Genomic DNA, 11,490 nt, shown 5'->3' on the forward strand with positions numbered 1-11,490 from the left:
TGAACCGCTCTGGGTTTGATGGAGACTCGCGCTATTTGATTTCCGCCAGCTGAGCGTGGTCGGTTTGGTCAGCATAGAACATCTGCTCGAACTCCGCGGGTGGAACATCGCCGAGGTAGCCGTGGAGGCGTTGGGTGTTGTGCCAGTGGACCCAGCCGAGGGTCGCTAGCTCGAGGTCTTCGACCGTCTTCCACGGTCCGGGTCGGGCGGGGCCGCGGACGAGTTCGGTCTTGTAGTAGCCGTTCACCGTCTCCGCGAGGGCGTTGTCGTAGCTGTCACCGACGGTCCCGATCGAGGGTGTTGCGCCGATTTCCGCGAGACGTTCGCCGTAGCGGATCGACGTGAATTGACTGCCCGCATCGCTGTGGCATCGAAGATCCTCGTGGTGAGCACCACGACCCCAACGGGCCATTTCGATCGCGTCGAGAACCATTTCGGTGCGCATGTGCGACGCGCATCGCCACCCGACGATCATCCGGCTGAACACGTCAATGATGAAACAGACGTACCCGACGCCGGCCCATGTCGGGACGAAGGTCAGGTCGGTCACCCAGAGCCGGTTCGGGGCCGCCGCGGTGAACTCCCGCCGGACTAGATCCGGGTGCCGCGCCGCAGCCGGGTCAGCCCTGGTCGTTTTGACCCGCTTCGAGCGTGTCGCGCCCTCGATGCCGGCGGCGCGCATCAACCGGCCCGTCTGGTCGCGGCCGATGTCCATTCCGGCCCGGCACGCAGCTTTCCAAAGCTTACGGACCCCGTAGACGCGGTAGTTGTTCTCCCACAGGGCCACTAGATCGGGTATCAGAACCGCGTCGCTGACGGTACGCGCGGACGGTGCACGGTCCCTCGCGGCGTAGTACGTGCTCGGAGCCACCTGCAACAGGCTGCAGATGGGCTCGACTCCAAGCGGGCGACCCTCAACGACGTCGTTCTTGTTCGCGTCGATGAACGCGACTACTTCCGGTGTTGGCGGTCGAGCTCCGCCCCGAAGAAACTCGCAGCCCGTTTCAGGATTTCGTTCGCCCGACGCAGCTCCCGTACTTCTTGCTCAAGGTCCCGCATCCGGCCCGCATCCGCAGTACTCACACCGGCGACGTGCCCGTCATCGATGTCGGCTTGCTTGACCCACGACCGCACCGACTCAACCCCGTATCCGAGCTGAGTAGCCACCCGATGGACCGTCCCGTGCTCGGTCCCAAGCTCTGCCCGCAAGGTTCGAACCATCCGCACCGCTGCGGCTTTCTCCTCCGGCGAATACCGACGTGCCGTCGGCCTCCCAGTTCCCTGACTCTTTGCCATGACTCTATTCTCGATTCCAAGGTCAGAAGCCTCCAACAAACCCAGGGCGGTTCAGATCGAGTTCAACCGACCGAATGGCCCAAGAAGTCGAGTACCAGTGAACAACGGGTTCTAGAAAGTACCGACAACGCTGAGGAAATCAGCCCGCCGTCAAATATGCCCTCACACTATTGCGAAGCGCATCGGAGTGCTCGTAAATCTCGTCCAGTGAAGCAATAGGAATGCGCTGCTCTACCTTTTGATCGTCAAAGATGCCTAAGTACTTCTGGACCCGGTTAAAGTGGAGGCGAGCAATCGGCTTCCTATTGTTGTCATCCAAAAGCACTGCGAAGTAAGACTTCGCGTCTCGCTGAACCACGCGCACCGGCTTCACTTCATTGCAGACAATGGCCCGCACGATCTGGTATCCCTCAAGCTCTTCAAGTGTGGTTTCAACACCGGTATCGGTTAGATCATTCTCAACGACCTGCTCGCTCGTCACAGTAGCGGCAAGTGTTGAATCATTCGCCATCGGGTAGTTAGGCGATCCCAATGCGGTCTTCAGACGGTCATTGACTTGTTCATTGAGAAACTGTTTCGTCGCCTTCGTGACCAGCCCAGTGAACTGTTCACGCACCTTCTGTGTATACGCACCCTCATAGACCCGGGTGGTGAGCGACTTGATCCATTCGCTGTCCGGTTCTTTGAACTGGGCAGCCAAAGTCCGCTTGATCTGCCCAATGTACTTCAGCTCCCCTGCGGCACTGATAATCGAATCAAGATCGAAGATCTCCTTGGAAAGCTTCATCAACTCCGGGATCAAAGTCTCATCGATGTCATTGAGGTCGAGGACAAGAAATGGCTTTGAGTCCATCCGGTTAGGGGCATCCAAATCGGTGAAGAATTCGTAGACCTCCCCGTTGGTGAGAATCGCTATCCGGGCGTTTGTCACAGCAAAGTAGCGGTACAGCTGCGACGCGTGTTCGATCTTGATGGGTTCTTTGGACTTCTTGCATTCGATCAGAATCTGAACCGTGCCGCCATGCATGATCGCGTAATCAATCTTTTCGCCCTTCTTCACCCCGACATCTGCGGTGAATTCGGGGACTACCTCAAGCGGGTTAAAGACGTCATACCCAAGAATTGTCGAGATGAACGGCATGACAAATGCGTTCTTGGTAGCTTCCTCTGTTTCAATCTGAGACCTCTGCTGACGCACCTTTGCTGCCAATGCCGCCAGCCGTTCCGCAAAATCCACTATTCCCCCTGAATCGAAATGAATGATGCAACCCTAGTCGAACCTTCCGACAATTGGCGGATCACCACAACAACGGTATGTATGGCGAGCCAGCTATCGGCCGGGGCTGTTTCTACTTTTCGCGATTCGCTGAGACCGAGTTGAGCATCCGCCGGTCCCGCCAGGCACCGGCGGACCACAGAGCCCACACCACGAGGACCGGCTGAAAGAAGAGCCTCGTAAGACGGGCGGCGTCGGTATCCAAGCCGAAGGCGTCAACGCCGTCGACGTACTGGGCGATGTTGCCTGGGAAAACAGCCACGAAGAAAGCCGCGACGATCCAGCCAACGAGGACTCGCCAGCGCGGTAGGGAGATGAGCGCAGCCCCCAGAACCACCTCGACGATCCCGGACGCCACGACCACAAAGTCAGTATCAAGCGGCATCCATGCCGGCACCTGGGCCGCGAACTCGGCGCGGGCAAAAAACAGGTGCGCCATCCCGGCGAAGAGGAGGAACGCGCCAAGCAAGATTCGGGCGATGGTTCGGAGAAGAGACAAACGGGGAAGATCGGTCACTCAGCGAAGCCTAGCAGCGACAACCGGGGGCCGGGGCCGGATGGAACCCTGCCCCCCGGTCAATACTTACTGTCGTCCCTATGGTGCGCCGGGAAGCGACTCACAGACGATGCCGTCCTTGTCCTGGTCGAGCCGAGCCACGTCGCCGTAGTACGGGAAGTACTTCTCGTACCAGTTCTGCGCCTCCCGCCAGGTGCTGAAGTCACCGCAGTTCTTGGTATCTCCGGGATTCGCTGGCTTTGGCGCTGCGGTCGGCTTCGGTGCTGGCGCGGGAGCTGGTGCAGGCTTTGGGGTTGGTGCAGGCTTTGGTGCCGGAGTCAGCACAACCGGAGCCGGCTGGGTCACCGCTGCTGGTTGCCCGGCACATGTGCTCAACACATTTGCCATCGCATCGCGCTCCGCCTGAGTCACCCATAAGCCGTGGATTGCCTTGGTCGAGATCTGGCGGGAAACGTACGTGCAGCGATAGGAATTGTTCGGCGGAAGCCAGGTGGCGGCGTCGCCGTCGCCCTTTTGCCCGTTCGTCGGACCATCGGTGGCCTGCAGGTTAAGTGGATCGTTGGCGAAGATCAGCCGCTGATCGGCACTTAGCTGCTGTGCACCTTTCTGCCATGCATCGGAGAGCGCGACAACGTGATCAATCTGCACCTTGGTGCTGGTGGTGGTTCCGCGAACAAAGTTGATCACCATGGCGGTGTAGGGATCGTTCAGGACACCCGTTGCTACCTGACAAGTTCCGTAGGTGTAGGTGATGTTGGTGAGTTGGGCCTTCAACATGTCGTTGCGGGTGTCGCAGCCGTTGTTGTCGGTATCAAACCAGGATGGCCCGAAGTTATCGCGGTCGTACCCGGTTTTCGGAGCCCGGCCCTTGACCGGAATGGTTTGCAGCACCTGAAGTGCGGTGGACCCGTATTCGGCTGGACGGTTCAGCGGAAGCTCGGTTTTGGTGCGGTACATGAAGGCCGCCATGGCATCGCGCTTCACCGGCTGCAACGGAAGGAATCGACCGTCCGGCCAGCCGGTGGTGATGCCGGTGTTCGCTAGCCAGCTGATCTCTTTGTAGAACATGTTCTTGGTGGGGACGTCGCGGAACGCGGTTGTCCTGGAGGCGGTGAACGTTGGCTCGACGGAGAAACGGTAGAGGAAAGCGGCCATCGCGTCCCGGTTGACCGAGCTGAGGGGCTTGAAGGTGCGGTCCGGGTAGCCCGTGGTGATGCCCTCCGACGCAAGCCAATGAATCTCTTTGTAGAACTTTGTTCCCACCGGCACATCGGTAAACCACGACTGCTTGGGTGCCGTGTAAGCCGGTTCGCCGGCCAATCGGTAAAGAAAGGCAGCCATCGCGTCACGGGCTACCGACTGCAATGGTCGGAACGTGCCGTCCGGCCATCCGGTGGATATCTCCTGATCAGCCAGCCAGGTGATCTCGGTATAGAACTGGCTGGTGGACGGTACATCCCGGAACGTTGTCGCGGCGGTTGCCTGGGTCGGTGCGACGAGGGTGCCGGCGCCGATGACCAGCACCGCCAGCATCATGACGGCGGCTCTGATTGTTTTCACTTGTTCTCCATGGAGTGCTAACGCGGACGAATAGGTACAACGCGACACACAGGTAGAAGAACTTAAACGCCTGGACCCCAGCGCATGATGTCCCCCGGCTCATGCTCGTCAATGAAGCCTACGGTGGACCCTCCGATCTACTTCGAAACTTGGCTCAGCGTTCCATCAGGATTGCCGAAGGAAACACCGTCCACACGATGCCATCGGTAATGCTGAACCAGGAACAGCAGAAATCTCGGGGGAAGCAGTGCCATGGGGGCGATGGATCGTGACTGGTTTTATCAGGACAACAACACCAAATCGGGCTCTAGAACTACGCCCAGATCAGGAGCGGAACAAGGTATTCGGCGCGCACCCTCCGGCCGGGTCCCGCTCTGGGCGCTCGAAGAGTCGCTGAACCAACAGCTTCAGGAGTACTCCCCCAACCATCGGTCGCGCAGCCGGAAAGCGGGACGTATCCGCAGGCAACGACGCCGGGCGTCCGGCCGCGGACTGAGACTCGGCACGTTTGGGGTAATTGCCCTTGTTGTTGGCCTGTACCTGACTCCGACCGTCTTCGACCGTTATATCCTTGCCGTTGCGCTCCCCCACCTTCCGGGGTCGCCTGTTCCACCCCGCGGCGTCGACGCCTCGGATGTCCCGCTAGGCCTTCCTCCGGCGACCAACGGATCCACGTCATTTGCGCTGCACGAATCACCCGACAGCTCTCAAGACTTTGTAGCCTACGACCCGTGTCGACCGGTTCATTATGTGGTCCGGCCAGACTTCGCCCCGCTTGGCAGCGACGGACTGATTGAGGAAGCCGTCGCCGAAATATCGGCTGCCACTGGACTAACGTTCGTTTACCGAGGTACCACCACAGAGGCGCCCAGCGAGGACCGGGAGACCTACCAGCCTGATCGCTACGGCAAACGATGGGCACCCATCCTGATCACGTGGACCAGCCCGGCGGAGATCCCTGGCCTGGAAGGGGACGTCGCCGGTCTCGGCGGCAGCCCCTACGCTCATACTCCTGGCAAGCCCTTTGTCTATGTCGCTGGCCAGGTCCAGCTCGACGCGCCTGACCTTACCAACATCATTCAATACCCGGATGGTCGCGATCAGGTGCGAGCCATCATCGTGCACGAACTCGCTCACGTCGTCGGGCTCGACCACATCGATGATCCAACCCAGCTCATGCACGAGGGAAACAACGGCCTCACCACCCTGGGCGACGGCGATCGAGCGGGCCTCGCACTACTCGGCACCGGGCCCTGCGTCCCCCAGCTGTAGGCATCATGGATCAGATCTTCCGGGAAGAGCTGAATCAGCCACGGATCGAGTCAATGATGAACAGCAGCGGGGAACCCGCGACAAGACGAACTCTGGCGCGTACAATATTACGTACGTAAGGAGAATTGCTATGAAGACCATGACCTACTCAGAATCACGTGCCAACTACGCCGCAACCCTAGATGCAGTCCTCGACGACCGCGAAGAAGTGGTGATCACCCGCGCGGGGAAGGAGCCGGTAGTCATCGTTTCCCTTGAGGACTATCAGTCACTGAAGGAAACTGCATACTTGCTCCGCAGCCCGGAGAATGCCCGCCGACTCCTTGGTGCCATCGAGAACCTTGAGCGAGGCGATGGGATCGCCCGCGAGCTTGCCGAATGACCTTGCTCTGGGACGAGCGGGCATGGGAAGACTATGTCTGGTGGCAAACCGAAGACCGCAGAATCTTGAAGCGGATCAACGTCCTCATCCAGGACATCCAGCGGAACGAGAACGAGGGCATGGGTAAGCCCGACCCACTCAAGGACGGATTTCAGGGGTATTGGTCCCGTCGGATCACTGACGAGCACCGCCTGGTTTACAAGGTGGTCGTGGACGAGATCCGCATCGCCCAGTGCCGCTATCACTACAGCAGATAGCGCACAGCACGAGGTACCCCTTAAAACAGCAGTGGCCGGGAGACTCGGAGATTAGCCCGAGCCGCCCGGCCACCGGTGAAAGACCTCGCTAGATCAGCCGAGGATCGCGTTGGCGATGAACAGCAGCGGGATCGAACCGACCCAGACCGCCGTCGTAATGCCAGACCAGCCCTTGAGAGCTGCGACGCCGTCGAGGCCGGCGAAGCGGGTGACTACCCAGAAGTAGGAGTCGTTGAAGTAGCTGAACACCATCGAACCGGCCGTGCAAGCCAGCGCCGCAACGATCGGATCGATACCGAGTGAACCGACCAGCGGCGCGGTCACTGACGCCGCCGTGATCATCGCGACCGTGCCCGAACCCTGAGCAATACGCACCAGCGTGGCGATCAGGAACGGCACCAGGAACGCCGGCAGCGGAGTACTAGCGATTGCCTCGGCAAGGGCATCGCCCACACCCGAGCTACGCAGCACCTGACCGAGTGCCCCACCGGCACCGGTGATGAGAAGAATCAGACCAGCCGAGGCTGCAGCCTCACCGAACCAGCCCTGCACCTTCGAACGCGGGGTCCAGCGTGGCAGCAGCACGTAGACGGCCAGGATGACGCCGATCACCAGTGCAACAACCGGGTTACCGATAAAGGCGAGGGGAACAACCCATGATGACGGCGTGTATTCCCCGGTGCCCACAACGCCCTGGTTGTTCTGATCAATCGCACCGCTCACGGTGTTCATGATGATGAGCAGCAGTGGAACCAGCAGCGGCAGCGACGCAACGAACGCGCCTACCCGGTGAGGCTTGGCGCCCGCAGGAGGAGTGCCGAGGGTGGTGTTGTCGATGTCCATCGACGGAGCATCGTCATCGGTGCCGGCGCCGCCGTCGTGGTCGACAACAGCGGTGCCGCCGCTACGACGTCCGGTCCTGGCGTGAGCAGTGCCGTAGACGGCCTCGCGTACGTCGGCGTTCATGGCTGGCTCGATCTTCGGGCCAATCCACTGGGCGTAGAAGACGACGATCGGCAGCAGCAGGACGGTGAACGCGAGACCCGCAAGGATCAAGGCACCGAGGTCGGCGCCCAGGATGCCGGCGACGGCGAGCGGGCCGGGAGTCGGAGGCACCAGGTGGTGGGTCAGCGTCATGCCGCAGCCGAGGGCCAGCGCGAGGGTGATGTACCCGGCGCGCTTGACCCGTGCAATCGAGCGGGCCAGCGGGTTCATGATGACGTAGCCGGAGTCGCAGAACACCGGGATGGACACCAGCGCGCCCACGCTACCCAGGGCCCAGGGCTCGCGGCCCTTGCCGAAGAGCTTCAGGAAGGCCATGGCCAGCGAGTTGGCGGCCCCCGACACTTCGAGAATCTTTCCGATCCCAACGCCCAGGCCAATCACGATGCCGATCGATGCCAGGGTATTGCCGAATCCGGTTGTAATCGCCGAAACGATATCCAGCGGCGCCTGGCCAGCAACAATGCCGGTCACCAGCGCAGCGATCAAGAGTGCTACAAACGCATCGAGCCGGGTCTTCAGCACCAAAACAATGATGGTGGCGATACCCAGGACGAGCGCCAAAAGAAGTTGTATATCCACGTACTGCTCCTCGGTCACTGAGCAGGCCTCGTTGCCACCTCAGGGGTTCACACCGGCCCGGTCGATTCTTTTGACGGGCACTGTGCTGCCTGTCACAATAGCATCAGACATAAGACATCTGACAAGTGCCTGTGACGAAGACCCAGTGACGAAAGTGCGGACTAGTGATACTCGAAGAAGAGTTGCTCAGCGGCTACCCAGCTGTCCAGGCCATCAAGCCGGAGGTGATCGCTGCCGCCGTACAGGCGTCCGGACGGATCCTGGTGGTGCTCGACGACGACCCGACCGGCACCCAGTCCGTCGCCGACCTGCCGGTCCTCACCTCCTGGGAGCCGAGCGATTTCACGTGGGCCTTCGCCCAGCGCATCGGCGGGGCACCGGCACCAGCGGTCTACGTCCTCACCAACACCCGCAGTCTCGACCCGGAAACCACCGCGTCGCGCAACCGGGAAATTGTCACCAATTCCCTCGACGCCGCCACGGCCGCCGGAGTCACCATCGGGTTTGTCAGCCGCAGCGACTCGACCCTCCGCGGTCACTTCCCGCTCGAGACCGATGTCATCGCCGCCACCCTGCTCTCGCTCGCGGGCACCGAGACCGACGGCGTCGTGATGGTTCCAGCCTTTCCCGACGCCGGTCGCGTCACCATCGGCAGCGTCCACTACCTGCGCGGGAACGACGGCGCGCTCACTCCCGTGGCTGACACCGAGTTCGCCCAGGATGCCACCTTCGGGTTCACGTCCTCGGACCTGGGTGACTACGTGGCCGAGAAGACTGGCGGTTCCGCCAGCAGCGTCATCCGGCTGGATCTGTCGACCATCCGCGGCGGCTCGCAGGGCATTGCCGATGCCCTCGATCAGGCGGCCGACGCCGTCCCGATCGTCGTCGATGCCGTCACCGAGGATGACCTTCGTGCCCTGGCCCTGGGTCTCGAGGAAGCCGAACGCCGGGGCAAGAAGCTGCTCTACCGCGTGGGGCCACCCTTTGTTAGGGCTCGGATTGGCCAGAAAGAGCGTCCACCGTTGACGGCGGAGGAAGTCTTCGCCGACCTGGACGCCCCGAACTCGGGCGGGCTCATTGTGGTGGGCTCCCATGTGGGGCTGACCACCCGGCAGCTGGATGCACTGGTGGCCCGGCGACCCGAGGCCCGCCTCGTTGAGCTCGACGTCGAAGCCGTCCTCGATCCCGAACGCCGGGATGCCGGAGTAGCCGAGGCGGTGCGCGCCGTCGTCGTCGGGCTCCCCCACGGCGAAGTCATCCTGCACACCAGCCGCCGCCTGATCCGCTCCGACGATCCAGAGCAGAGCCTCCAGTTCGCCCGCACCATTTCGCAGGCAATAGTCGACGCCGTCCGCACGACCATTGAGACGGCTCCCGTGAGGTTTGTGATCGCCAAGGGCGGGATCACCTCCTCCGACGTCGCCGCCCACGGGCTGTCGATCCGTCACGCTCTGGTGCGCGGGCCAATGCTGCCGGGCATCGTCTCCCTCTGGCAGCCGGCCGACGGCCCGGCTCGTTCTATACCGTTCGTGGTCTTCGCCGGCAACGTGGGCACCGATGACTCCCTCGCTGACGTGGTGGACATCCTCCGCTCGCCCGTTACTGCGTCCCCCACTACGACTGGAACACCCGATGACGCCTAACACCTCGCAGACTGCCAATAACGACCAGACTGGGGTCGCCGTCCTGGGCCTCGGTGCCATGGGCCTGCCGATGGCAACCCGGCTCGCAGGCGCCTTCACTGTCACCGGGTATGACCCGATGCCAGCCTCACGGGAACGGGCCGAAGCGACCGGGCTGACCTGTGCCACGACGGCCGCCGACGCCGTCAGCGGCGCCGGGCTGGTTCTACTCGCGGTCCGCGACGCCGCCCAGGTGGAAGGTGTCCTCTTCGGTGAGGACGGCATTGCCCCGGCACTGACACCGGGCGCCGTCGTCGTCATGACCAGCACCGTGGGGATAGACGCCGTCGCCTCCTGGACCGAGCGGCTCAGCGCACTGGGGGTGGCCCTGGTCGACGCACCCTTATCCGGCGGCCCGGTACGAGCCGGCGAAGGCGACCTGCTGATCGTGGTGGGCGCCGACCCCGCCGCCTTGGAGACAGCGCGGCCGGTGCTGGAGCGACTTGCTTCCACGCTGACCGTGGTGGGGAACAAAGCCGGCGACGGGCAAGCCATGAAGACCGTGAACCAGCTGCTCTGTGGTGTGCACATTGCCGCAGCCGCCGAGGCGTTGGCTCTCGCCGATGCGCTCGGACTGGACCAGCAGCAGGCGCTGGCCGCACTGGAGACCGGGGCGGCGTCGTCGTTCATGCTCTCGAACCGCGGTCCGCGCATGGTGCAGGGGTACGACGGCGACGCCGACGTACTAAGCCGGCTGGACATCTTCGTGAAGGACCTCGGCATCGTCGGCAAGGCCGCACGGACTGCGGGACTCGCGGCGCCGGTGGCTTCGGCCGCCGAGCAGCTGTTCCTACTGGGCCAGACGCAGGGGTTGGGTACCGCCGATGATTCAGCAGTGATCAAAGTGGTGGCACCCCGGCGCAGGACCGTTGGAGGGGATACAGATGGCACGGAAGCCACTCGCTGAGTCGGTGTTTGATGACCTCCTCGAACAGATCATCGACGGCACCTTTCCACCCGGCTCCGCGCTGCCCCCGGAAAACGATCTGGCCGCTTCCCTCGATGTGAGCCGGCTGACGGTGCGCGAGGCGCTCAAGCAGCTCCAGGCGCAGCACATCGTGCAGATCAAACGGGGCCTCGGCACCTACGTGAATCCGGCGGCACAGTGGACCGATCTGCAGGCAATCGTCAGGTACGCATCGACCACCGCCGACTCCCCCGACATCTCGCTGCGGCTCCTCGAAATCCGGCGAATGGTGGAAACGGGTGCCGCCGAACTGGCCGCCCTGCACGCCACCGATGAGGACCTCGCGCGAATAGAGGAAGCCAACGTCGCGTTGCAGGCAGCGCATGAGGCGAAGGACCTTGAAGCTGTGACAGCCACCGACCTTGCGTTTCATGAGGCGATCTTCCGCGCCTCGGCGAATCCCTTTGTGCCGGTGATCCTCGGACCGCTCAGCCAGCTGCTGTACACGATGCGACGTGAAACGTCGTCGTTCCACGAGGTGCAGCAGCACGCCATCGAGCACCACCGCCTGGTGCTTGACGCGATCCGCACCCGCAACCCCGAGGTGGCACGCAGGGCGATGCAGGCCCACATCAACCAGACGTACGACGACTACGAGCACTTCATTCACCCAGAAAAACAACAGCAGGAGACCACATGACCTTCCCGACAGAACGCACAGCAGTCCTCACCGGCGCAGCCTCGGCCCGCGGCATCG

General features: G+C 62.3%; 11 protein-coding genes and 1 other annotated feature. Of the genes, 6 read left to right on the forward strand and 5 right to left on the reverse strand.

The genetic code is table 11. The annotated features are described in order from the left end of the window. Positions 1-31: 31 nt before the first annotated feature. The 4 genes from B384_RS17655 to B384_RS19585 form a co-directional block, all read right to left on the reverse strand. Positions 32-1,296, reverse strand: a protein-coding gene (locus B384_RS17655) for an IS3 family transposase (protein ID WP_156808956.1) whose coding sequence is annotated in 2 segments (ribosomal slippage) — positions 32-993 and positions 993-1,296 — 1,266 coding nt in all. Because the reading frame shifts where the segments join, the coding sequence is not laid out codon by codon here. Beyond that, positions 863-997 (reverse strand) — a sequence feature (AL1L pseudoknot). It overlaps the preceding gene by 135 nt. Before the next feature lie 139 nt (positions 1,297-1,435). Then, a complete protein-coding gene (locus B384_RS0103995; protein ID WP_019481854.1) occupies positions 1,436-2,533 on the reverse strand; it encodes a type I restriction endonuclease in 1,098 nt (365 codons plus the stop codon). A gap of 112 nt (positions 2,534-2,645) precedes the next feature. Next, positions 2,646-3,089 carry a DoxX family protein gene (locus B384_RS0104000; RefSeq protein ID WP_019481855.1) on the reverse strand — a complete coding sequence of 148 codons (444 nt, stop codon included), beginning with the start codon at positions 3,087-3,089 and terminating at the stop codon, positions 2,646-2,648. A gap of 78 nt (positions 3,090-3,167) precedes the next feature. Further along, positions 3,168-4,649, reverse strand: coding sequence for an S-layer homology domain-containing protein (locus B384_RS19585; RefSeq protein ID WP_050994840.1), 1,482 nt, complete (start codon positions 4,647-4,649; stop codon positions 3,168-3,170). Between the two features lie 252 nt (positions 4,650-4,901). Here B384_RS19585 and B384_RS0104010 point away from each other — a divergent pair, with 252 nt between their 5' ends. From B384_RS0104010 to B384_RS0104020, 3 genes are all read left to right on the forward strand, one after another. After that, positions 4,902-5,921, forward strand: a complete 1,020-nt coding sequence (locus B384_RS0104010; protein ID WP_237715226.1) for a peptidase — start codon at positions 4,902-4,904, stop codon at positions 5,919-5,921. A 130-nt stretch (positions 5,922-6,051) separates the two neighbouring features. Next, positions 6,052-6,303, forward strand: a complete 252-nt coding sequence (locus tag B384_RS0104015; RefSeq protein WP_019481857.1) for a type II toxin-antitoxin system Phd/YefM family antitoxin — start codon at positions 6,052-6,054, stop codon at positions 6,301-6,303. Next, a complete protein-coding gene (locus B384_RS0104020; protein WP_019481858.1) occupies positions 6,300-6,560 on the forward strand; it encodes a Txe/YoeB family addiction module toxin in 261 nt (86 codons plus the stop codon). The genes B384_RS0104015 and B384_RS0104020 overlap by 4 nt, the downstream gene beginning before the upstream one ends. 93 nt (positions 6,561-6,653) lie before the next feature. Here B384_RS0104020 and B384_RS0104025 read toward each other — a convergent pair whose 3' ends face one another. Then, positions 6,654-8,144, reverse strand: coding sequence for a GntP family permease (locus B384_RS0104025; protein ID WP_026040956.1), 1,491 nt, complete (start codon positions 8,142-8,144; stop codon positions 6,654-6,656). A 164-nt stretch (positions 8,145-8,308) separates the two neighbouring features. Here B384_RS0104025 and B384_RS17665 point away from each other — a divergent pair, with 164 nt between their 5' ends. From B384_RS17665 to B384_RS0104040, 3 genes are read left to right on the forward strand one after another with little or no spacing between them, the layout of a single operon-like run. Beyond that, positions 8,309-9,787, forward strand: coding sequence for a four-carbon acid sugar kinase family protein (locus B384_RS17665; protein WP_019481860.1), 1,479 nt, complete (start codon positions 8,309-8,311; stop codon positions 9,785-9,787). Continuing rightward, complete coding sequence (locus B384_RS0104035) at positions 9,777-10,733, forward strand: NAD(P)-dependent oxidoreductase (protein ID WP_019481861.1); 957 nt, start codon at positions 9,777-9,779, stop codon at positions 10,731-10,733. Before B384_RS17665 ends, B384_RS0104035 begins: the two co-directional genes overlap by 11 nt. After that, positions 10,711-11,433, forward strand: coding sequence for a FadR/GntR family transcriptional regulator (locus tag B384_RS0104040; protein ID WP_019481862.1), 723 nt, complete (start codon positions 10,711-10,713; stop codon positions 11,431-11,433). Before B384_RS0104035 ends, B384_RS0104040 begins: the two co-directional genes overlap by 23 nt. Positions 11,434-11,490 lie beyond the last annotated feature (57 nt).

The sequence above is a fragment of the Arthrobacter sp. TB 23 genome, from assembly GCF_000294595.1.
Lineage (GTDB): Bacteria > Actinomycetota > Actinomycetes > Actinomycetales > Micrococcaceae > Arthrobacter_D.

Coding starts and splice junctions, on each gene's coding strand:
- B384_RS0104040 (WP_019481862.1), top strand. CDS start 10,711: ATGGCACGGAAGCCACTCGCTGAGTCGGTGTTTGATGACCTCCTCGAA.
- B384_RS0104020 (WP_019481858.1), top strand. CDS start 6,300: ATGACCTTGCTCTGGGACGAGCGGGCATGGGAAGACTATGTCTGGTGG.
- B384_RS0104010 (WP_237715226.1), top strand. CDS start 4,902: ATGGGGGCGATGGATCGTGACTGGTTTTATCAGGACAACAACACCAAA.
- B384_RS0104035 (WP_019481861.1), top strand. CDS start 9,777: ATGACGCCTAACACCTCGCAGACTGCCAATAACGACCAGACTGGGGTC.
- B384_RS0104015 (WP_019481857.1), top strand. CDS start 6,052: ATGAAGACCATGACCTACTCAGAATCACGTGCCAACTACGCCGCAACC.